The 20,432-nt window shown below is 60.4% G+C and carries 19 protein-coding genes; 2 read left to right on the top strand and 17 right to left on the bottom strand.

Annotated elements, in window-relative coordinates; all coding sequences use genetic code 11:
* Window positions 1–79 precede the first annotated feature (79 nt).
* The 10 genes from CW354_RS01275 to CW354_RS01230 all read right to left on the bottom strand — a co-directional run bounded on the left by CW354_RS01275 (window position 80) and on the right by CW354_RS01230 (window position 10,189).
* Window positions 80–211 (bottom strand): DUF2474 family protein, encoded by a 132-nt coding sequence (locus CW354_RS01275; protein WP_104828233.1) that lies wholly within the window; start codon window positions 209–211, stop codon window positions 80–82.
* Window positions 211–1,212, bottom strand: coding sequence for a cytochrome d ubiquinol oxidase subunit II (cydB, locus tag CW354_RS01270; RefSeq protein WP_104828232.1), 1,002 nt, complete (start codon window positions 1,210–1,212; stop codon window positions 211–213). Before cydB ends, CW354_RS01275 begins: the two co-directional genes overlap by 1 nt.
* The gene (locus CW354_RS01265) at window positions 1,205–2,617 is read right to left on the bottom strand and encodes a cytochrome ubiquinol oxidase subunit I (RefSeq protein WP_104828231.1); all 1,413 of its coding nucleotides are present in this window, start codon (window positions 2,615–2,617) and stop codon (window positions 1,205–1,207) included. The genes cydB and CW354_RS01265 overlap by 8 nt, the downstream gene beginning before the upstream one ends.
* Before the next feature lie 113 nt (window positions 2,618–2,730).
* Window positions 2,731–3,114, bottom strand: coding sequence for a rhodanese-like domain-containing protein (locus CW354_RS01260; protein ID WP_104828230.1), 384 nt, complete (start codon window positions 3,112–3,114; stop codon window positions 2,731–2,733).
* 185 nt (window positions 3,115–3,299) lie between these two features.
* Window positions 3,300–3,716 (bottom strand): ferritin-like domain-containing protein, encoded by a 417-nt coding sequence (locus CW354_RS01255; protein WP_104828229.1) that lies wholly within the window; start codon window positions 3,714–3,716, stop codon window positions 3,300–3,302.
* A 2-nt stretch (window positions 3,717–3,718) separates the two neighbouring features.
* Window positions 3,719–4,993, bottom strand: coding sequence for an NAD(P)/FAD-dependent oxidoreductase (locus tag CW354_RS01250; RefSeq protein WP_104828228.1), 1,275 nt, complete (start codon window positions 4,991–4,993; stop codon window positions 3,719–3,721).
* 42 nt (window positions 4,994–5,035) lie between these two features.
* Window positions 5,036–6,490, bottom strand: coding sequence for a hypothetical protein (locus CW354_RS01245; protein WP_104828227.1), 1,455 nt, complete (start codon window positions 6,488–6,490; stop codon window positions 5,036–5,038).
* 19 nt (window positions 6,491–6,509) lie between these two features.
* On the bottom strand, window positions 6,510–7,301 hold the full coding sequence (locus tag CW354_RS01240) for an outer membrane lipoprotein-sorting protein (RefSeq protein ID WP_104828226.1): 792 nt from the start codon (window positions 7,299–7,301) through the stop codon (window positions 6,510–6,512).
* Window positions 7,291–9,942 (bottom strand): efflux RND transporter permease subunit, encoded by a 2,652-nt coding sequence (locus tag CW354_RS01235; RefSeq protein WP_104828225.1) that lies wholly within the window; start codon window positions 9,940–9,942, stop codon window positions 7,291–7,293. Before CW354_RS01235 ends, CW354_RS01240 begins: the two co-directional genes overlap by 11 nt.
* A 43-nt stretch (window positions 9,943–9,985) precedes the next feature.
* Window positions 9,986–10,189: a YgaP family membrane protein gene (locus tag CW354_RS01230; protein WP_104828224.1), complete on the bottom strand. Its 204-nt coding sequence runs from the start codon at window positions 10,187–10,189 to the stop codon at window positions 9,986–9,988.
* A 116-nt stretch (window positions 10,190–10,305) separates the two neighbouring features.
* On the opposite strand from CW354_RS01230, the gene CW354_RS01225 reads away from it, so the two are divergent.
* On the top strand, window positions 10,306–10,602 hold the full coding sequence (locus CW354_RS01225; protein ID WP_104828223.1) for an ArsR/SmtB family transcription factor: 297 nt from the start codon (window positions 10,306–10,308) through the stop codon (window positions 10,600–10,602).
* 47 nt (window positions 10,603–10,649) lie between these two features.
* Here CW354_RS01225 and fsa read toward each other — a convergent pair whose 3' ends face one another.
* From fsa to CW354_RS01190, 6 genes are all read right to left on the bottom strand, one after another.
* Window positions 10,650–11,303 (bottom strand): fructose-6-phosphate aldolase, encoded by a 654-nt coding sequence (gene fsa / locus CW354_RS01220; RefSeq protein WP_104828222.1) that lies wholly within the window; start codon window positions 11,301–11,303, stop codon window positions 10,650–10,652.
* A 15-nt stretch (window positions 11,304–11,318) separates the two neighbouring features.
* The gene (gene xylA, locus CW354_RS01215; RefSeq protein WP_104828221.1) at window positions 11,319–12,638 is read right to left on the bottom strand and encodes a xylose isomerase; all 1,320 of its coding nucleotides are present in this window, start codon (window positions 12,636–12,638) and stop codon (window positions 11,319–11,321) included.
* Window positions 12,638–14,095, bottom strand: a complete 1,458-nt coding sequence (xylB, locus tag CW354_RS01210) for a xylulokinase (RefSeq protein ID WP_104828220.1) — start codon at window positions 14,093–14,095, stop codon at window positions 12,638–12,640. The genes xylA and xylB overlap by 1 nt, the downstream gene beginning before the upstream one ends.
* Window positions 14,096–14,581: 486 nt before the next feature.
* Window positions 14,582–15,862: a TRAP transporter large permease gene (locus CW354_RS01200; RefSeq protein ID WP_104828218.1), complete on the bottom strand. Its 1,281-nt coding sequence runs from the start codon at window positions 15,860–15,862 to the stop codon at window positions 14,582–14,584.
* On the bottom strand, window positions 15,853–16,350 hold the full coding sequence (locus tag CW354_RS01195) for a TRAP transporter small permease (protein ID WP_104828217.1): 498 nt from the start codon (window positions 16,348–16,350) through the stop codon (window positions 15,853–15,855). Before CW354_RS01195 ends, CW354_RS01200 begins: the two co-directional genes overlap by 10 nt.
* On the bottom strand, window positions 16,343–17,356 hold the full coding sequence (locus CW354_RS01190) for a TRAP transporter substrate-binding protein (RefSeq protein WP_104828473.1): 1,014 nt from the start codon (window positions 17,354–17,356) through the stop codon (window positions 16,343–16,345). The genes CW354_RS01195 and CW354_RS01190 overlap by 8 nt, the downstream gene beginning before the upstream one ends.
* A gap of 204 nt (window positions 17,357–17,560) precedes the next feature.
* Between CW354_RS01190 and manD the strand changes: the two genes are divergently transcribed.
* Window positions 17,561–18,769 carry a D-mannonate dehydratase ManD gene (manD, locus tag CW354_RS01185; RefSeq protein ID WP_104828216.1) on the top strand — a complete coding sequence of 403 codons (1,209 nt, stop codon included), beginning with the start codon at window positions 17,561–17,563 and terminating at the stop codon, window positions 18,767–18,769.
* A gap of 53 nt (window positions 18,770–18,822) precedes the next feature.
* On the opposite strand, the gene CW354_RS01180 is transcribed toward manD, so the two are convergent.
* Window positions 18,823–20,373 (bottom strand): putative bifunctional diguanylate cyclase/phosphodiesterase, encoded by a 1,551-nt coding sequence (locus tag CW354_RS01180; protein WP_165793465.1) that lies wholly within the window; start codon window positions 20,371–20,373, stop codon window positions 18,823–18,825.
* Window positions 20,374–20,432 lie beyond the last annotated feature (59 nt).

Below are 20,432 nucleotides of genomic sequence, written 5' to 3'. Positions count from 1 at the left end.
TTCCAATCTGCAGAGTATATCAGAAAGGCAGACTCCCGCCAGCGAACAACGGCGGAAAGCGCCTTTGACGAAAGCGGCGTTATGAAGCGACGCCGGCCATGGCGAGTTTCAGGATTGAAGCGATCAGCATGACGGCGCTGACGCCGGCGATCCATAAAAGAACAAACCAGCCAAGCTTTTTCCATAAGGGGCTGTCATCGCCGGCGCGCATCAGTGGTACCCTTCTCCCACTTTCACCTTGCCGCGGAAGACCCAGTAGGCGTAGCCGGTATAGCCGAGGATCACCGGCAGAAGAATGAGCGCGCCGACAAGCATGAAGGCGAGACTCGAATCGGCGTTGGCCGCTTCATAATAAGAAATCGCCGGCGGGATCATGTAGGGCGACAGGCTCGCCGCAAGTCCGGCGAAGGACATGCCGAAAAGGCCGAGAGCGAGGACGAAGGGCGTGATTTCCTTTTTCGCCCGCACGGCGAGGAAAAAGGCCCCGGAAACGAGGGCGGTGGCGACGGGAATGATCCACAGGAAGAAATAGGAGCCGATATTGAACCAGCGTTCGCGCACCCATTCGCTTTCGAAAATCGTGCCGAAACTGATCAGCCCGATGAGGAGAATGACGGCGGCGCCAAGCGGCAGCTGCAGGGCGCGCATGCGTGTTTGTATGTCACCTTCGGTCTTGATCACCAGCCAGGACGCGCCGAGCAGCGCATAGCCGGCGACGAGCCCGACGCCGCAAAGCAGGCTGAACGGCGAAAGCCAGTCGAACCAGCCGCCTGCATAGGCGCCGTTTTCGACAACGACGCCTTGCACGAAGGCGCCGACCATGACGCCTTGAAAGAATGCGGCGGCGGTCGATCCGCCAATGAACGCCCAGTCCCAATATTTGCGCCCGCGCTCGGTCCGGAAGCGGAATTCGAAAGCGACGCCGCGCAGGATAAGCGCCAGCAGCATGGCGATCACCGGCGCGTAAAAGGCGGTGAGAAGGACGGAATAGGCGAGGGGGAAGGCCGCAAAGAGGCCGCCGCCGCCAAGCACCAGCCAGGTCTCATTGCCGTCCCAGACCGGCGCGACAGAGTTCATCATGACGTCGCGCTCGTCTTTGTTGCGGCCGAGCGGAAAGAGAATGCCGATGCCGAGGTCGAAGCCGTCCAGCACGACATAAGAGAGAAGCGCGATGCAGATAAGGGCGGCCCAGATTGTCGGCAGATCAAACATTGTCTGCTCCTGAGGTTTGTTCGCCGCCATCGCCAAGCTCATCGGCCAAATGGCTGGGGCGCAACGGTCCTTCCTTAAGCGGTTTTTCGGGATCCGCGTCCGGCGTGCGGCGCATCAAGCGCAGGATGTAAAATGCGCCGGCCGAGAAAACGATCAAATAGACAATGAGAAAACCGAGCAGCGATCCGGCGACGCCCGGGGCGCCGATAGGCGAGGCTGCTTCGCTTGTGCGCATAAGGCCGTAAACCACATAAGGCTGGCGACCGACTTCCGTGACGAACCAGCCCGCCAGAATGGCGATAAAGCCGAGCGGGCCCATGGCGACCGCCCAGTAATGATGCCAATGCGCGTCGAAAAGCTTTTTGCGCAGCGCATTGACGGCGCCTGTAAGGCCGAAGGCGATCATCAAGACGCCGATGCCGACCATGATCCGGAAGCACCAGAAGATGAGCGGGACGTTCGGCCAGTCTTCGCGGGGGAAGGCGTCAAGCCCGGTGACTTCGCCGTTCGGGTCGTGTTCGAGGATAAGGCTGCCGAGCTTGGGCACGCCGACCGCGTATTTCGTTTCAGCGTCCTCAAGATCGGGCAGGCCGAACAGGATCAGCGGCGCGCCTTGCTGCGTTTCGAAATGGCCTTCCATGGCGGCGACTTTCATGGGCTGATGCTCTTGCGTGTTGAGCCCGTGCATGTCGCCGACAAAAAGCTGCGTCGGCGCCACGACCGCCGCCATCATCACCGCCATGGCGAACATGACGCGCGCCGGTCGGTTGGTCTTGTCTTTCAGAAGGTGCCAGGCGCCGACCGCGCCGACGACAAAGGCCGTCGTCAGATAGGCGGCGAGCACCATATGGATGAACCGGTAAGGGAAAGAGGGATTGAAGATGACCTCAAGCCAGTCGGCGGGGACATAACGCCCGTCTTCGATCATGTAGCCGGCGGGGGTCTGCATCCAGCTGTTGGCGGAAAGAATCCAGAAGGCGGAAATGAGCGTGCCGATGGCGACGAGCAAGGTCGCCGTGAAATGCAGTTTCGGCCCGACCCGGTTGAGGCCGAACAGCATGACGCCGAGAAAACCCGCCTCGAGAAAAAACGCCGTCAGCACCTCGTAAGCGAGAAGCGGTCCGAGCACCGGTCCGGTTTTCTCCGCGAACGGTCCCCAATTGGTGCCGAACTGATAGCTCATGACGATGCCGGAGACGACGCCCATGGCGAACGCGACAGCGAAAATGGTGAGCCAGAATTTATAAACCGTCAGATAGGTTTCGTTCTTGGTTTTGAGCCACAGCCCTTCAAGCACGGCGAGATAGCTGGCGAGGCCGATGGTGAACGCTGGAAAGATAATGTGAAAACTGACGGTGAACGCAAACTGAATGCGCGCGAGCAGATGAGCGTCGAGTTCCATCATGCGTCCTTAATCCCGCTGGGCGGGCGTCTTCACTTGATACGCGTGACGACGTCCTTCCTGCGCTTTCTGGAGCTTCGTTTCAAGGGAGCCCCGTCAATTTGCGTCAATTCGCGTTAGGCGGAGCGTTCGCGCGATTGGCCGGTGGAAGGGTCGTACGCGATCACGGGCATGCCGGCCGCTTTCCAGGCCTGCAAGCCGCCCTTCAGATGCGTTACGTCGCTAATCCCCGCTTGATGGGCGAGTCCGGCGGCTTTTGCAGAGCGTTTTCCGGTGCCGCATTGCAAGATGATGCGGCGCTTGCCGTCAAAAGGGATCGCCGACGCGTCAAATTCGGACAGGGGATATAACATCGCGTCGGGAATGCGCTCGGCTTCAAATTCGCCCGGCTCACGGACATCGATGAGGAGGCACTCGTGTTTTTCCAAAAGCGCGAGCACCTCTTTGGGCTCCAATTCGTGCAGAACAGCCTGCGCTGGGTTTGCTTTCGTTTCAGCCATGATTTTCGCTCCTGCTGTGCTCGGGGCCGCGCCGTTAAAAAGAAGCGGCGCGCATGTAATATATCTATAAATTGGAATATACGAAAAAACGAATATTAAGCAAGCCGCATAGCGGCCATAAGGGCGATTTGCGGCGAGCGGAATGTCGCAGGTAACGCAAGAAAAGCTGCGCCGGCGATCCGGCGTCAGCGGTGTCGTGAGGCTTCCCGCGCAAGGGCTCTGCGAAAAGCCGGCAAGTGGCGGCTCTGCGAGGCGTCTTTCAAATTGAAAAGCACCTGGCGCACGGCCTGATCTTCGACTTGCGCGAGCAGGCGGTCATACATGGCGGCGTTTTCAACCTCGCCGGCGACCGCCTGTTCGCAAGCTTCCCGCAAGGTCGCCGGCGCGCGCGCTTTGCCTTTCCATTGATCTGCCGGCGGGCTGGCGCCAAGTCTTTCGAATTGCCGGCGCAGGGCGTCTGCATGGCGCGCTTCCGCGTCGACGATATTGATAAACGGGCGCACCAGGCCGAATTTTTCAATGACGGCCTCATAAGCGGCCTGCGCCTTATATTCATCCTCGATCGCTTCGGTCATCGCCGCGATCGTCAGGGCGTGCGTCATGGTCAGGCTTTCAGTTTTTCAAGTCCCAGCAGTTTCAGAACCGCCTTTTCGTAATAGGGCTCCGTATTGCCGCTCCGGACCTTGCCGAGAAAGTATCTCTCGAAGGCGACCTTGGCGAGATGAACCCACTTGCCGTCCGCGGCCCAGTTGACATTGCGCGGCGGGATTTGCGGCATGGCGACGAAGGCGACGCCGCCGTCGCCGAAATCGGCGAGGCACATGGCGTTCCAGGTCGCTTCGCTCGCAGGTTCCTCGCCGCGAAGGAGCTTGCCGATATTTTCCGCCGTGGCGGCGGTCATGGATTCGATCATGAAGCCGGTTTTCGGCACGCCGACGGGAACCGCCGTCGGGCCGATGGGAGGGATGGCGACGCAAACGCCTACGGAAAAGATGTTTTTGAAAGTCGGATTGCGCTGATGTTTGTCGACAATGATGAAGCCGCGCGGATTAACGAGGCCTTCCACGTCGCGCACCGCTTCGATCCCGCGAAAGGCGGGCAGCAACATGGAATAATCGGCGGCGAGTTCGTGGTCTGCTTTATGCGCGCCGCTCTCGTCCACTTCTTCGACAAAGACCTTGTCCGCGTCGACTTTCTTGATCTTTGCGTTGGTGATCCATTTGATGTGCTGTTCGCGAAGCTGCGATTCGAGCAGCGTCTTGGTGTCGCCGACGCCGTCGAGCCCGAGATGGCCGATATAAGGTTCCGACGTGACGAAGGTCATGGGCACCTTGTCGCGGATTTTCCGTTTCCTGAGTTCACGGTCGAGAATGAAGGCGTATTCATAGGCCGGGCCGAAACAGGAGGCGCCCTGAACCGCGCCAACCACAATCGGGCCGGGGTTTTTCACAAACGCTTCGAACGCGTCGTGAGCGAGCTTTGAATGCGGGGTGGTGCAGATCGACTGGGTGTGTCCGCCATGGGGGCCGAGTCCTTCGATCTCATCGAAGGCGAGTTCCGGTCCCGTGGCGATCACGAGATAATCGTAAACTACTTTCCTGCCGTCGGTCAGCTCGACAGCGTTTTCTTCCGGCCGGACTTTCGCCGCGGCGACGGGAATGAAGTCGATATTCTTTTTTGCGAGCGGTTTTTCGAGCTCGACCTTGATCTGGTCCGGCTCGCGCCAGCCGACGCCGACCCAGGGGTTTGACGGCGTGAAATCGAAGGTCGGCTTGTCGGAGATGACGGTGACCTTGTCTTCCTTGCGGGCGGCCGCCCGCGCCTCATAGGCCATAATAACGCCGCCGAGGCCTCCGCCGAGTACGACTATATGCGCCATGATTTCCTCCTTGTATGGTCGCCTCGGCGGGACGCCGGGCGTTTAAAAATTTCGCCGTATGCCGACGAAGAGATTGGTGTTGTTTTCAAACTGGCCGAAAAACGTGTTGTTGTCCGCGCCGTAAAAAATATTGCCGCCGGCTTCAGCCAGCCAGGCGTCGGTCAGCTTGTAAGAAGCGCGGAAACGGAAATAACCGTCTTTTTCGTTCGGGCTCCAGAAATTGAATCCGGAGAGGGTCAGATTCTGGTTGAGCATGAGCTTTGTCAGTCGCAGCGTCACCACATGGCGCATCCGGTCCGGCGCCGACGCCCCAGGGGGGAGGGAGCTTTTGAGCGCGGCGTAATCGGAGATGACCTCTCCGTTGTACTGGATGGCGGCTGTGAGTTCGTTTGCGATTTCCTTCTCATACCCAACCAGAAAACGGGTTTCGCCATTGCGAATAAAAGGATTGTCGCCGTCTTTATCGTCGCCGCTGAAATAGCGGCCGAATTCGGCGGTCAGGATGCCGCCTTTGACGGGGCCGCGAAGGCTTCCGCCGAACACCGAAAGCTTCGGGTGGAAAGGCGTTCCGAGAGGAGTCTGTCCTTCGGGCGTCTTCCAGTATCCCATATAGCCGTAAAGCGCGGCTTCAAAGCCGGCGATGTTGCGATAGGCGCGCGCGGCGAATTCATCGTCCGAAAACCAGTCGTCCGGCGTCATGGCGTTGATGACGGCGTCGCGCCCGGCGATGCGACCGAGCGCCGGATTGTAATAGGAAAGGCGCTCGCCCGTGATGGAGCGGTCAGCGTCGAAGCGCGGCGTGTAAACGAATTCGACATTGGCGATGTCGTTGAAGACGGAAGCGCGGACGGCGTCGGACGGGGCTTTCAGATATTCATCATCGCGGCCGATGAAGAAGGAACGATAATCCTTCGGGAAAAGGTCGTTGATGAAAACAAGATCGCCGACGCCCCAGGTCAGGATCTGGCGGCCCGCCTTGATATCGAGGAAATCGAGGGGGCGAACCAGGACATTGGCTTCGCGAAGGTCGAAGAAACCGCGCCCGGTCTCGAGATTGACGTCGCTGACGTCTTCCACCTGGTCATAATAGAGATCGCCGACGACGTGGAAGGTCGCATGGCGGGTCTCAATGTCCCGGCCAAGCTGGGCGCGCACCTCGCCGATGGAAAGCTGTTTCTCGTAAGGATCGCTGACAATGCGCACGCCGGCGCGCGCTTCAATGAAGCCGGTGAGCCCGAAAGGCGCCTCGAAAGGCTCGTCAGGCTCGGCAAGTTGCGTTTCGCTCTGCTCTTCGCCGGAAAGGCCGGCGGGGAGAGCCGGCGCCTGCGACTCGCCAAGCCCTGACGGCAATGCCGGCGCGCCTGATTGCTCTTCGTCTTTATCGTCCTGCGTTTCGGCGCTGGATGATCCGAGACCGGCGGGCAGGGGCGGCGGCTCTTGCGCATGGGCGGACGCAAGGCTCATGAGGACCGCCAATAATGTCGCTTGAGACTTCATCGCCGCCACCCTCTTTATTTTACCGCAGCTCGCGCCGCGGCGGGTTGCGCAGATAACGCTCGGTGAAGATGTCTTCCGGCAAGCCGGTGTCGTAAGCGACTTCGGAATAGGTCATCTCCGTGACGCCGCCGATGCGCTCATCGGCCATGGAGGATTTCACCACGGTCGGATGGCCGTCGATGGTTTCAACGCCGAGCGCCGTATAGGTGCGGTAGGCCTCGCCGTTTTCATCGTAATATTCGGTCTTCACCGGGATGAAACTCGCCTTGTGGATCCAGTTTTTGTAGCTGGAAAATTCAACATCCGACGCGTCTTTCGGCGTCGAGCGCACGACATAATAATCGTCCGTCTCTTCTTCGAGAACATGATTGTCCTCGTCCGGATTGCGGCCGGAAACGTCCTCATAGAAGAAGTGCGAACCGACAAAACTGGTGCGCTCGTCGGACGGCGCGATGCGTTTGACGAGGTCGAGCGCCGGCAGGTAGAGCCAGCGATCATCGTCGGCGTGCGGCTGTTTCCAGACCAGGAAAGCCGTCTTGTTCACATCGGCCGGGCGTTCGAAGAAGACGTAGAAACGCTGCTCGCCGTTGTCGACATCGCCGATGTCTTTCCTGAGGATGACGAAGTCGCGCGTGCGTTCGCGCTCTTGCGAGTCCTTGATGGACATGTGCACCTTGGCGCGTCCGTCTTCGCCCTGGTAATAGGCGGCGGCGCTCGCCTTGTCGACGATCTCCTGTACGTCTTGCGCAAAGGCCGTCGAGATCGAAAGCGCAGTGACGGCTGCGGCAAGCTTGAGCGTTTTAGACAGCATGTTGCGTCCTCCTTTTACGGAATAATATTGGTTTAAATATAGTGATCAGCGCGGGCAGTCCCAAGAGGGTGGCGACGCCGGCGAGGAACAGGATCGCCGAGATGAAAATGCCGACGGTCTGATAGGGCACCAGCGGCGCCAGCAGGAGCGGCAGGAAGCCGACGCCGATGACGATGACATTGCGGAAGATCGCGCGCGCCGGCTCGCCGAAGGCTTTTTTCGCCGTCTGGGGCCAGTCGCCGATCTGCTCGTAGAGATGGCGGGTGCGGGCGTTGAAGTGAATGGCGTAGTCGATCGCGAGGCCCAGGCTGAGCGAGGACAACACCGCCACCGGCATGTCGTAATCCTTGCCGATAAGGCCGATGACGCCGTAGATGACGCCGATCGTCACCGTCAGCGGGGCCATGGAGAGCAGGCCCCAGGACGGCGAGCGGAACAGGATCGTCATCAGGACGAGCACCATGATGAAGCTGCCGGCGAAGGCGCGCGCCATGCCGGACACCATCTTCTGCTGCCAGGCGACATTGATATAGGTGAGGCCGAACCAGTCATGGCTGATGGCGGCGGGCGGCGGATTGTCGGCGATGTATTTGTCGACATCGGCGATCACGGCGCTCATGTCGACATTGTCGCCGCTTTTAAGCTGCAGCCAGAGGACCGATTTTTTGAAATCCGGCGTCACCAGCTTGAACAAGTCCTGCGGGCGATGGCTGTTTTGGTAGGTGATCAGAGTCTGGGCCACGGCTTCCGGCGTATCGGGAATACGGTAGGCTTCCTCATCGCCTAAAAACAAGTCGCGGTGGACGGTTTTCACGATGTCGGGGAGGGCGTTCGATTTTCCGACAAGCCCCGTGGTTTCAAGATGCGCCTGCAGTTTTTCGATATAGCGCAGGGTTTCCGGTTGCTTGAAGATTTCCTGGGATTGCGAGGCGGCGTCGAGCGCAAGCACGGCGTCGTCCCAAGCATACCAGTCTTCGTCGGCTTCAGCCGCATCGAGTTCCGTCTCCGCCTTTTCGCGCAGAGCGCTTAAAAACGCGTCGGGGCTTTCGGCTGTCCCGCGTGCGGCGCGGGCGCTTGCGGCCAGCGCTTCGGCCTGCGGCGTGCCGAGCGCGGTCAACCGCTTTTCGACATCGTCGGCGATGCTGGACAGCGCATCGCCCTCATCGGCGGTCAGCGCCAGATACGCCATATAGGTGCCGCCGAAACGGTCGTTCAGCGCACGGTCGGCGACGCGGATTTCATGGTCCGCATGAAACCATTTGACCGGGTTGTCGTTGATGCGGATTTGCGTGACGCCGTAGCCGGCGACGACGAGCGCCAGAAGAAAGCCCGCGACGATCAATTTCGACCGGCCGACGGCGAAGTCGCCGACGCCATGAAGGAAACGCGCCAGCGGCGTTGCTTCATGATCGGTCTCTTTATCGCCCGCGCCCATGCCGAAACCGGCGAAGGCTTTTTCGGGCATGACCATGATATAGGCCGGGATCAGCGTGATCGTGAAAAACCAGGCGAAGAAAACGCCAATGGCGACAAAGACGCCGAAGACCTGAACGGGCGGGATGGGCGTGAAGGCGAGAGAGAGGAATCCCGTACAGGTCGTCAGCGTCGTGAACAGCATGGGCTGCCACAATTCTTTCATGACGTGGTCGAGGGTTTTCCGGCGGTCCCTGATCGAGGGATAACGGTCGTAAAAGTCGGAAAGAATGTGAACAGCGTCGAGCACGGCGATCGGCATCACGAAGATCGGGATCATCGAGCTCATGATGTGAACGGTGTTGCCGGTGACGACGAGGAGCCCCATGGCCCCGATCACCGAAACCATGGCGACGATCATGGGCGAAATGATGAGGTTCAAACGGCGGAAGAACCACCACATCAGCGCGAAGATCAGCGCCATGGCGAGCGGCGCCGAAATCGCCATCTGCTTGAACATTTCAACGCCGAACTGGTCCTGGGCGATGGGCAGGCCGGTGATGTGGTACTCCGCATCGCCGTCAAAGGTGGCGATTTTCTCGCGCAGCTGGTTGGCGACGCGGAAACTGACGTCTTTTGCGGTGATGGGAACGTAAATCGCCAGCGCCTTGCCGTCGCCGGAAACCAGCGTGTCGTTCAAGGTCGGAATGCGCTCGGCCTTTTCCCGCACGGCGAGCGCTTCTTCCCGGGTCTCGGGCGGGGCGGGCATCAGCCAGTCGAAACTGACGGAGCCGAGGCCCGCCTGTTCGATCGAATCGACGGTGGAGGGCGCGATGATGTCGACGGCGATGACGCCCTTCTTTGCGGCGTCTTCGCTTGCGCCGTCGGTCCAGCGGATGGTTTCCGCAAACTTCGTGAGCTCATAAACATCGCCAAGCGTCTCGGTGTTGAAGACGCCGTCTTCGTTCTTTTCGTTCACGACGCCGACCACAATGAGATCGTGGAGATTGAACTCCTTTTTCATGTCATTATGGAAAACGCGAACCGGTTCGTCCGCGGAGAGCATGTTCTCCGGGTCGGTGTCGACCTTGAGGGGTTCAAGGAAAGAAAAGGCGCGCGGCGCGAAAGTCGGCGCGGCGACGAGCGCGATCAGAATGAGGCTGAACAGCGCGGCGCCCCAGAGATAAAGTCCGGGCTTTTGGGCGGCGCTTGAGGGCAAGACGTTCATCGAGAAGCTCTCCCGCAGCCTTTATGGGCTGCTTTTTTGACTTTTATGCGAACGCGGAACCTGGCTTAACGCCCAGTTTTTTCAGAATGATGGCGAGCGGACAGAACCGCGTGAACGCCGCCTGGAACATATTGAGGCCGACAAAGGCCGTCAGAGCGTGCCAGTAAGGATGGACGAGAAGGCCCAGCCCCAAACTGACGAGGATCAAAAAACCGGCGAAAGCGAGCACAAATCTGTCGATATTCATCCTGAAGGCTCCCATATATTTTTCGGGCTGCGACACGCTGTCAATTGCGGCTGGACGCGGCCCCTGAATTCCGGTATGAATATAAACATTCGAATATACGAATGTAAAGAGGTCAAATGAGCCAATTTGCACAGTTGGAGGAAAACGCCGGGGAGGCGTCCGAGCTCCTGAAAGCGATGGCCTCGCCGCACCGCCTTATGCTGCTTTGCCTGATTGCGGATGAGGAAAAGTCGGTCAGCGATTTGACGGCGGAGCTGGGCCTGCGCCAGGCGACGGTCTCTCAGCACCTTGCGCGGCTGCGTCAGGAGGGTCTTGTCTCCACAAGGCGGGAAGCCCAGACGATCTATTATTCCATCGCCAACAAGGCGGCGGCGTCGATCATCCGGATTTTATATAAAGCATATTGCGCCTGAGCCGCGCGGCCCGGGAGGGCGGGCCTGCGCGGCTCGGCTGTGCGCCGCTAGAGGATCGACTGTCCCGTCGCGGCCCAGTCTTTTAAAAAGGCGTCGAGCCCCTTGTCGGTGAGAGGATGTTTGGCGAGCGACCACAGGACGGCCGGCGGCGCCGTGGCGACGTCCGCCCCGATAAGCGCGCAGTCTTTGATGTGATTGGCGGAGCGGATCGAGGCGGCGAGGATTTCGGTTTCAAACCCGTAATTGTCGTAGATGGTCCGGATTTCCTGAATGAGCGCGACGCCGTCGATGTGAATGTCGTCGAGCCGCCCGATAAAGGGCGAGATGAAGCGCGCGCCCGCCTTCGCCGCCAGGAGCGCCTGGTTGGCGGAAAAGCATAAGGTGACGTTGACCTTGATCCCGTCATCGGCAAGCCGGCGGCAGGCTTTGAGCCCGTCCATGGTGAGCGGCAGTTTCACCGTGACATTGCCTGCGAGCTCCGCGAGCGAGCGGCCTTCCTTTATCATGGCGTCCGCTTCGAGCGCGGTGACTTCCGCGCTGACAGGGCCTGGGGTTGCTTCACAGATATCAGCGATGATGTCGCGGAAATCGCGGCCCGCCTTCTTGATCAGCGACGGATTGGTCGTGACGCCGTCGATCATGCCGGCCTCGCCCAGAGACCTGATCTCGTCGACATCCGCCGTGTCGGCGAAGAATTTCATGACATTCGCCTTTCGTTATTTGGTGAATCTGGTGACGTAATTTTCCAGATATTCCTGACGGCCTGATTTGCGCACGGGCGCGATATTGTTGTCGACGGCGTAGTCGGCGAGCCCTGCGAGATCGAGATCGCCGGACAGCATTTTTGCGCCGACGCCCGATTTCCAGCCGGCGTAACGGTCTTCGACAAAACGCTCGAGCGCTCCGTCTTCGATCATGGCGGCGGCGTTCAACAGCGCGCGCGCGGTCAAATCGATGGCGCCCACATGGCCATGGCATAAATCTTCGGCGTCTACGCTTTGGCGGCGCACTTTTGCGTCGAAATTAAACCCGCCGGTTTCAAAGCCGCCGCCCTGAAGGATGTAATAGACCGCCAGCGTGATCTCGCGAAGGTCATTGGGGAACTGGTCCGTATCCCATCCATTTTGCGGGTCGCCGCGATTGAGGTCGACGGAGCCGAAAACGCCGAGATCGTTGGCGAGCTGGATTTCATGCTCGAAAGAATGCCCGGCGAGCGTCGCGTGGTTGGCTTCGACATTGACCTTGACCTCGTCTTCAAGGCCGTAGCGCTTGAGGAAGCCATATACGGTCGCGACATCGACGTCATATTGATGCTTTGTCGGCTCGTGCGGTTTGGGTTCGATCAGCACTGTGCCTTTGAAGCCGATCTTGTGCTTGTGCTCGACGACCATGTTGAGGAACCGGCCAAGCTGGTCGAGTTCGTGGCCGATCGCCGTGTTGAGAGCGCAATCATAGCCTTCGCGCCCGCCCCACAGGACGTAATTTTCGCCTTTCAGACGGTGCGTGGCTTCAAGGGCGTTCCGCACCTGCATGGCGGCGTAGGCGGCGACCTCCGGATCCGGGTTCGTCGCGCCGCCCGCCATGTAACGGGGATGGCTGAAGAGATTGGCGGTGCCCCAGAGCAGCTTGATACCGGTCTCGCCCATCTTGTCTTCGATCTTGTCGACCATGACGGAGAGATTTTTGACATGCTCCTGGGGCGTCGCCGCCGCCGCCATTACATCGACGTCGTGAAAACAGAAAAACGGCACGCCGAGTTTGGAGATGAAATCGAACGCTTCGTCGAGCTTGTGTTCGGCGGCTTCCTGATCGAGCTCGCCCGCCTGCCACGGGCGCTCGAACGTGCCCGCGCCGAAAATATCGAACCCGTCCCAGCAGAAGCTGTGCCAGTAGCAAACGGCGAAGCGTAGGTGCTCTTCCATCGTCTTGCCGAGAACGACGCGGTCCTTATCGTAATATTGATAAGAAAACGGATCGCTGCTTTCCGGACCCTTGAATTCGATTTTGGGAATGTCGGAAAAATATCCGCGTGACATCATGCGTTCTCCTTGAAATGCGGTTCCAGCGATGTGTAGAGCGCCTGGAACAGGGGCCGGCGCGCAGCCAGCTGTTCGGTGAGTTTTTCGGACGGCTCGATGACCGTTTCGATCGGCGGCGGGGTGCAAACGTCTTCAATGTCCTCGCCGGTCAGCGCCAGCCGCGCCAGGCGCGCCGCGCCGTAGGCCGGACCAACCTCGCCGCCCTTGCGATAGATGAGCGGCTGGTTGAAGACCGAGCTTAAAATCCTGCCCCAATAGTGCGAACGCGCGCCGCCGCCGATGACGCTCAGCGTCTCGATCTGTGCACCGGTGGCGTGTAGCGCGTCGATGCCGTCCGCCAGGCCGAAGGCGACGCCTTCAAGCGTGGCCTGGCCAAGCGAAACGGCGTCGGAGGATTGCGTCAGCCCGAAGAAAACGCCTTGCGCCAGCGGGTTGTTGTGCGGCGTGCGTTCGCCCGAAAGATAGGGCAGGAACATCTCCGTGGAGCAGGGCGTGTTGCGTTCCTCCACGGCGGCGAAGAGCGCCGCCGGGTCGGAAAAACCGGCCGTCTTCGCCACCCAGTCGACGGCGCTCGCCGCGCTCAGCATCACCGACATCTCATGCCAGCGGTTCGGCAGGGCGTGACAGAAAGTGTGAACGCCGCCCGCCGGGTTCGGACGATATTCGCTGTCCGCCAGGAATGTGACGCCCGACGTGCCGAGGGAAAGAAAGGCGTCGCCGGTGCGCACCGTGCCGGAGCCGACGGCGCCGGCGGCGTTGTCGCCCCCGCCGGCGGCGACCGGAACGCGCTCCATGCCCCAGGCCTCAGCGAGCTCGCCGCGCAGCCTGCCGGTGACCTCGTTGCCTTCGTAAAGCGCCGGCATGTGATCGCGGCTCAAGGAGCAGGCGTTCAGAACGGCGTCGGACCAGTCCCGCGCCTTAGTGTCGAGCCATAACGTGCCCGCGGAGTCCGACATGTCGGAGGCGTAATCGCCAGTCATCCGCAGACGGACATAATCTTTCGGCAACAGCACCTTTTCGGTTTTCTCGAAAGTCTCCGGTTCGTGCTTGCGCAGCCATAGAAGCTTCGGGGCGGTAAAACCGGGCATGGCGCGGTTGCCGGTGATCTCGCCCAGGGCCGGCAGGCTTTCTTCAAGCTCGGCGCATTCTTCCAGGCTGCGCCCGTCGTTCCACAGAATGGCGGGGCGGATTGCGGCGCCGGCCTTGTCGATCAGCGCAGCGCCGTGCATCTGGCCGGAAAGCCCGATCGCCTTGACGGCTTTACGGTGGTCTTTCGAGATATCGGCGACGGCTTTGTTGGTCGCCGCCCACCAGTCGGACGGCTCTTGTTCGGACTGGAGCGGCGCCGGGCGCGAGACGCGCAGTTCCACAACGGACTGATCCACAACCGTTCCGGTCTCGTCAACGGCGACCGCCTTCACTCCCGATGTGCCGATGTCTATTCCTAAAAACATAAGAGAAATAACGAGTTACGAGACCTTTAATGTTGGTAACGCTACCATTTCAAAGGGCGGCGGGTCAATCATCGCCATCTTTCACAAGGCGCGGTTCATCGATAAGAGCGGCGCGCTCCAGTTTATTGCGACGTCATTGAGAGAGTACGCTTCGATCGCGTCCCGATAACAAGGCTGCTCAGCGCACTGGCTATGAATGCGTTTTATGATGGGGGCGGAACCGTCAGACCGAAGCGCGCAATCTTCACCTGGCGGCGCGAATGTTGAAGCGCCGGTCGGGCGGACGGCGTGCGCGGGCGTGTCTTCCGCCATGGCCGGAAAGGGCGCAAGCAGTAATGCCGTTCGGCCGCCCATAGGCGCAAGCCCTGAAAAGCGGGGCATCCTAACCTCCCTCTATTATTATTTCCGTTATCGCTAACATTTTTTGGAGCGAAAGGCGAGACATGCCGTTAAATTATTGGCAACACACTGAATTAATGGGGATTTTCACTTGAAGAGCGCCGGCAGCCAGAGGGTGAGGGCGGGGATGGCGACGACCAGCAGCAGGGTCGCGATCAGCGCCAGATAGAACGGCCAGATGGTTTTGACGACCGCTTCGGGCTTCGCGCCGCCGACCGCGCAGCCAAGGAAAAGGACCGAGCCGACCGGCGGGGTCACAAGGCCGATGGCGAGGGTCAAGAGCATGACGACGCCGAAATGGATCGGGTCGATTCCCACCTCGACGGCCACAGGCAGAAAGATCGGCGTCGTGATGATGAGCAGCGGCGCCATGTCCATAAAGGCGCCGAGAACGAGCAGGATCAGGACCACCATGAGCATCACCGCCCAGGGCTCGCTCGAGGCTGCGGTCAACAGCGCCGCCAGCGTCTGCGGCCCTTCGAGCAAAGCGAAGAGCCAGCCGAACATCCCCGCCGACCCGATGATCAACATTACCATGGCCGTGGTTTTGACGGCGGCGCAGGCGGCGGCGAAAAACTCTTCCAGCCCCAGCGTGCGATAGAGAACCGCGCCGATGACGATCGTATAAATGACGGCGACAGCGGCGCTTTCCGTCGGCGTGAAAACACCCAGGAGGATGCCGAAGACGATAATCAAGGCGGTCATCAGGCCGGGAACAGCAGCGGCGAGCGCGCGCAGGAATACGCGCCAGCCGGGAAAGGCCCCGCGCGGATAATTGCGCCGCGCCGCGACGGCCCAGGCGGCGATCATCAAAGCGCCGCCGGCGAGCAGCCCCGGCATGACGCCCGCAAGGAAGAGGGCGCCGACATCGACGCCCATGGGCGCGGCGGCGGCGTAAATGATCATGTTGTGCGACGGGGGAATGAGAATGCCGAGGATCGCCGCCGTAATGGTGACATTGACGGCGTAATCCTCGTCATAACCGCGCTGCTTCATCATCGGGATCAGAGTCGAGCCCATGGCGGAGACGGAGGCGGCGGCCGAGCCCGAGACGGCGCCGAAAAGCATGCTGGCGCCCACATCCACTTGGCCCAATCCGCCGCGTGCGCGTCCGAACGCGCCCTCGGCGACATGGATGAGGCGTTCTGCAATGCCGGTGCGCGCCATTAACTCGCCCGCAAAAACGAAAAACGGAATCGCCATCAGCGAAAATACGTTCATGCCGGCGGCGAGGCGTTGAAAGGCGACAATAGGGGGGATGCCGAGCATGAAGAACGCGGAGAGGCTTGCGGCGCCGAGCGCAAACGCCACCGGCGCGCCGGCGGCGAGGAGAACCGCCAGCGCAAGAAGCAAGAGCGTCAGTTCCATATGCGCTCCGCTTCGCCGCCGCGGGTTTCAAGGATGATGCGTTCGACAGTGTAGACAACGATCAGCGCGCCGGCGATGGCGATCGGCAGATAGGCGAGCCCTCTCGGCAGGCCCAGCGTTGGAATCGTATGGCTCCAGGTTTCAAACACAAGACCGGCGCCAGACCACGCCATCGCGGCGCCGAAGAAAAGGACGACGCCGTGACAGAAGAGGCGCAAAATACGTTTTCGGTTGTCCGGCAACGCGTCTTCGAGCAGGGTCAGACGAATGTGAAATCCTTCGCGCACGCCCGCCGCCGCCGCGAATAAAATGAACCACAGCATCAACAGGAGCGAGGCCTGCTCCGTCCATGAGGGCGCGGCGTGGAGCACGTAACGGGCGAAGACCTGCCATGAAATGATGACCGTCATGCCGATGAGCCCGGCGAAAGAGATATAGAGCGCCGCGCGGCTCGTCAGTTTGGAAAAGGCGGTAAGGAGTTTAAACATCGCCGGCCTCTTTTGTCTGGCCAAGCGTTCGAATGTCGTCCGCAAGCCGATGCAGGGCGGGCGTCGTCAGATATCTGTCCCAGACGGGTTTCACCTTTTCAACAAAGGCTTGCGTGTCCGGCGTGACGATCTCCACATTCGCCGCGCGCAAATGTTCTTCCGCCTTGCGGCTGCGCTCGTCCCATACAGCGCGCATAAACGGCACGCTGTCTTTCGCGCATTGGCGGATCAGCGCCCGGTCCTCTTCGCTTAACCGGCGCCAGCGTTTGGCCGACATGACAAGGACTTCCGGCGCCATGACATGCCGGGTCAGGCTGTAGACCGGCGCTGCTTCGAAATGGCGCGAGCTTTCATAGGAAGGCCAGTTGTTTTCTGCGCCGTCGACAACGCCTTGCATGAGCCCCTGATAAACCTCGCCATAAGGCATGGGCGCGGCGTCGCCGCCCAGCGTCTCCACCATGGAGACGAACATGTCCGAATTCATGACTCGGATTTTGAGGCCCTTGAGGTCTTCCGGCGCCATGATCGCCCGGTCCCGCGTGTAAAAAGAACGCGCGCCGGCGTCGTAAAAACACAGCCCGATGAGGCCGTGCGGCTCCAGCGCGGCGAGGATCGTCTCCCCCGGCGCGCCGTCGAGCGCCGCACGCATATGCGCCGTATTGCGGAATAGAAAGGGCAGGGCCGGCACGACCGCCTCAGCGGCGATGGCGCTCAACGGCGCGATGCTGACCCGCGTTAAATCGAGCCCGCCGAAAATAGTGATTTCAAGGGCGTCTTTTTCCGCGCCAAGCTGGCCGCCGGCATAGGTTTTGATCGACAGCCTGCCCTCGCTGCGCTCTTCAAGCAGCCGCCCCATCTCGTCAACGGCGAGAACCGTCGGATAGTCCGCAGGGTGAGCATCGGCGGAGCGCAGAACCCTTTCATTCGCAGCGCTGCAGCCGATGAAGCCAAGTCCTGCACCGGCGACAAGACCGGCCGTCGCCGCGCGCCTGTCCAAAAAAGGCATAGGCTTCTTTTCGGAAAGAAAAGAGCTGCGCGCGCGCGCCTTAGGCGTGTTTCGTTGAGCCGTCTGTCGGCGCATCCGGGCGTTTCCACATTGCCATTGAAAATTATTGTTGTTTCGAGGCAGGATGTTAGCGCAAACGATGGCAAGCCTGCTGAACTCTGTCAACCGACGCGAAAAAGACAGGCGCGTCTCGGGGATGAAACCATGAAGATCAAAACCGCCCGCGTGATCGTCACCTGTCCGGGCCGCAACTTCGTCACGCTGAAGATCGAAACCGATGAAGGCGTCTATGGGATTGGCGACGCCACCTTGAACGGCCGGGAGAAAGCCGTTGCGTCTTATCTTGAAGATCATGTGGCGCCGATCCTCATCGGGCGCGATGCGCGCCGCATCGAAGACATCTGGCAGTTCCTTTACCGCGGCGCTTACTGGCGCCGGGGCCCCGTCACCATGACGGCGATTTCCGCTGTGGATACAGCGCTTTGGGACATCAAGGCGAAGGCGGCGGGGATGCCGCTCTATCAGCTTTTAGGCGGCGCCTCGCGCGATCGCGTGCTGGTTTACGGGCATGCAAACGGCGCGGATATCGAGGCGACCGTCGACGAAGTCGGGCGCTATATGTCCCTTGGATACAAGGCGATCCGCGCGCAGTCTGGCATTCCCGGCGTCAAGGGCGCTTACGGCGTCGCGCGCGGCAAGATGTATTACGAACCGGCGGACGCCGCCGCGCCGACGGAAACCGTCTGGGATACGACGGCCTATCTCAATTTCGCGCCGAAGCTCTTTGAGCGGCTGCGCGAGGCGCATGGGCCGGTTATCGAGCTTTTGCATGACATTCATCACAGATTGACGCCTATCGAAGCGGCGCGTCTCGGCAAAGCCTTCGAGCCTTTCCGGCTTTTCTGGATGGAAGATCCGACGCCCGCGGAGAATCAGGAAGCGTTTCGCCTCATCCGTCAGCATACGGTGACGCCGATTGCGCTCGGCGAGGTATTCAACTCCATCCACGATTGCCGCACGCTTCTTGAGGAGCAGCTGATCGATTATATCCGCGCGACCGTGGCGCATGCCGGCGGGATCACGCAGTTGCGGCGGATCGCCGATCTCGCGGGGCTCTATCATGTGCGCACCGGCTGTCACGGCGCCACGGATCTGTCGCCCGTCACCATGGGCGCGGCGTTGCATTTCGATCTCTGGGTTCCGAATTTCGGCATCCAGGAATATATGATGCACACAGAAGAAACCGACGCCGTTTTCCCGCACGCCTACAGTTTTGACGACGGTTATCTCCACCCCGGAGAGGCGCCCGGTCACGGCGTCGACATCGATGAAAAACGGGCGGCGAAACACCCGTATGACCCCAAGCAATTGCCGGTGGCGCGTCTTACGGACGGCTCAATGTGGAACTGGTGAGCCCGGGTTCCGAAAGCATTCAATTGCGGCGGTTTAAAGCGCTACGGTCACCGTCACGCTGAGCGATCGATGCGGATGACGTTGTTCGCCTCGCCGCGCAACAGAGCCGCCGTTTCGACGGCGTCGAGCGGCCTGCCGAAGAGAAATCCTTGCGCCTGCTCGCAGCCGAGAGCGCGAAGCCGATCCGCCTCTCCCGTGGTTTCAACGCCTTCCGCCGTCACCGGCATGCCAAGCGATTTTCCGAGCCCCGCCACTGCGCTCACAATCTTGGCGCTTTCCGGCGAGTTCATGGCGTGCACGAACGAACCGTCGATCTTCAGATGGTCGAAGTTGAGTTGGCGCAGGTGGTAGAGGCTGGAATATCCCTTGCCGAAATCATCGAGGGCGATGCGCACGCCGACATTCTGCAAAGACTGGAAGACCTCACGCGCCTTATCCAGATCCTCGATGATCGCATTTTCCGTCACTTCCACGATCAGGCGGTTGGGCGGGAAGCCTGTTTCGGTCAGAATGGCGAGGATCTGCGTTGAAAGCCAGGGATCCTTGAGCTGCATGGGCGATATGTTGACCGAGAGCGTCATCGGTTTCGGCCAGTCCCGCGCGACCGTGCAGGAGGCGCGCAGGATCGACGAACATATCTGATCGATCAGTCCCAGATCTTCGGCGATCGGCACGAAAACCTCGGGCGATATCATGCCGCGCGTGGGATGCGGCCAGCGCGCCAGAGCCTCGAAACCTGTGATCTTCCCGTCGGAAAGTTCTGTGACGGGCTGAAAGTAAGGGATGATTACGTTGTCTGCGATGGCCTTGCGAAGATCGTTTTCCAGCGCAGTGCGTTCGCGCAGACGGTCGTCCATCTCCGCATGGAAAAACCGGTGACCGCCGCGTCCCGCGCGCTTTCCCTCGTACATGGCGAGGTCGGCGCTGTGCAGAAGCGCCGAGGCGGTCGCGCCGTCCCGGGGCGCGCAGGCGATCCCGACCGTTGATCCGATCTGCACCCGTGCGCCCTCAATATAAAAGGCCTGATTCATGTTGCGGACGATCTGAGCGGCGAGGCGATTGGGCAGATCGCCGCCGGCCTCATAGGGAATGACGCTGGCGAATTCATCCCCGCCCAACCGCGCGACAACGCCCTGCTTGCCCACAACCGCCTTGATGCGTTTTGCGACTTCAATCAGCAAAGCATCGCCTGCAGCGTGTCCATAGACGTCATTGACCGGTTTGAAATGATCGAGGTCGATAAGAAATACGGCGCATTCGCCGCCTGAGACGCGCACGCTCTCAAGCGCCGTTTCCAGTTCTTCGGTCAGCACGCGCCGGTTGGGCAGTCCCGTCAATGTGTCGTGGCGGGCGAGCCGGGTGGCTTTTTCTTCCGCGTTCTGGCGACGCTTCACTTCCGCGCGCAGTTCCATTGCGCGGAAGACGAGCAAAATCATCGACGCGACGCCGCCGGCCAGAAAGAAGATGATAAACTCGTCGAGCTCCCAGCTTTCATGGTTTTCCACGAAGGACGCCAGGGCTTCGAAGGCTTCGAAATAGATGCAGACCTCCGCCAGGATCACGGAAACCGCGATAACCAGCCAAAACTCGAATTTTTTGATCATCGGGGTCCGCCAATTCGACATCGGTCTAATCCATTCCCTTCAAGCCTCGTCGCCAGGGA

Source organism: Hyphococcus luteus (genome assembly GCF_002943565.1).
GTDB lineage: Bacteria > Pseudomonadota > Alphaproteobacteria > Caulobacterales > Parvularculaceae > Hyphococcus > Hyphococcus luteus.
This window is presented reverse-complemented; position numbering and strand designations above follow the sequence as displayed.